Source organism: Kitasatospora sp. NPDC002543 (genome assembly GCF_053594915.1).
Map to the genome: position 1 here is coordinate 1 of NZ_JBSFWR010000266.1, position 1083 is coordinate 1083.

Genomic DNA, 1083 nt, shown 5'->3' on the forward strand with positions numbered 1-1083 from the left:
GTCAGTGGGGCGTGCCAGCATCGGTGACGTGGAGAAATTGCGGCAGCTGCGGCTCGCCAAGGACGCGATGGACCGCGACTGGGCCGAGGCCGAGCTCGACCTGGACGCGGTGGCGGCCCATGCCGGTTATTCGCGGTACCACTTCGTGCGGTGCTTCAAGGAGGCGTACGGGGAGACACCGGGGCAGTATCTGACGCGCCGTCGGATCGAGCGGGCCGAGGAGATGCTGAGATCGGCGGACCTGTCGGTCACGGAGATCTGCGGCCTCGTGGGATTCAGCAGCCTGGGCACGTTCTCGTCCCGGTTCAAGAGACAGACGGGCCTGACACCGAGCGAGTACCGGGCGAAGCACGTGGGGCGCGGGGCGGCGCTCATCCCCGGGTGTTACGCGATGTTGTGGGCCGGCGGCTTCCCCGGCAGAGGGCCGTCCGGGAGTGCGGGGCAGGGGGCCGGCGAGGGGCGCAATTCTGGAGAAGCGGAGGCGGGGGGTGACTGCCTACGGTGACAGGGCACGGCCGGATTCGCCGGCGCGTGGCCCGACCACTGCGGAGCGCATCATGATCAAGGGACTCGCCATTTCCACCGTCTGGGTTCTCGACCAGGACCGGGCCAAGGAGTTCTACACCGCGAAGCTGGGGCTCGAGGTGCGTACGGACATGACCATGGGCGAGGGCGGTATGCGCTGGCTGACCGTGGGCGCCAAGGACCAGCCCGACGTCGAGCTGACGCTGATGGTGCCCGGGGTGCCCGCGATGGACCCCGAGTCGGCCGAGGCGGTGAAGAAGCTGGTCTCCAAGGGCATTCTCGGGGCCGGAGTCCTGGTCACGGACGACATCCACGGGGACTACGAGCGGCTCAAGGGGCGCGGGGTGCAGTTCCTCCAGGAGCCGCAGGAGCGCCCGTACGGGACCGAGGCGATCTTCCGCGACGACTCCGGGAACTGGTTCTCGTTCACGCAGCGCAACGAGGGGCTCGACCTCGACAAGGAGACGCCCTCCGTGGTTCTTCCCGCGCCCCGGCTCCCAGGTGCGCAGCCGAAGGCTGTTGCCCACCACGAGCAGCGAGCTCAGCGACATGGCGACC

General features: G+C 69.1%; 1 protein-coding gene and 1 pseudogene. Both read left to right on the top strand.

Going from position 1 to position 1083, the window contains the following annotated elements; translation table 11 throughout:
• Positions 1 to 4: 4 nt before the first annotated feature.
• The gene (locus ACWD4P_RS38485) at positions 5 to 505 is read left to right on the top strand and encodes a helix-turn-helix transcriptional regulator (RefSeq protein ID WP_266561559.1); all 501 of its coding nucleotides are present in this window, start codon (positions 5 to 7) and stop codon (positions 503 to 505) included.
• Between the two features lie 52 nt (positions 506 to 557).
• Positions 558 to 989: pseudogene (locus tag ACWD4P_RS38490) on the top strand (VOC family protein); the annotation flags it as partial.
• Positions 990 to 1083 lie beyond the last annotated feature (94 nt).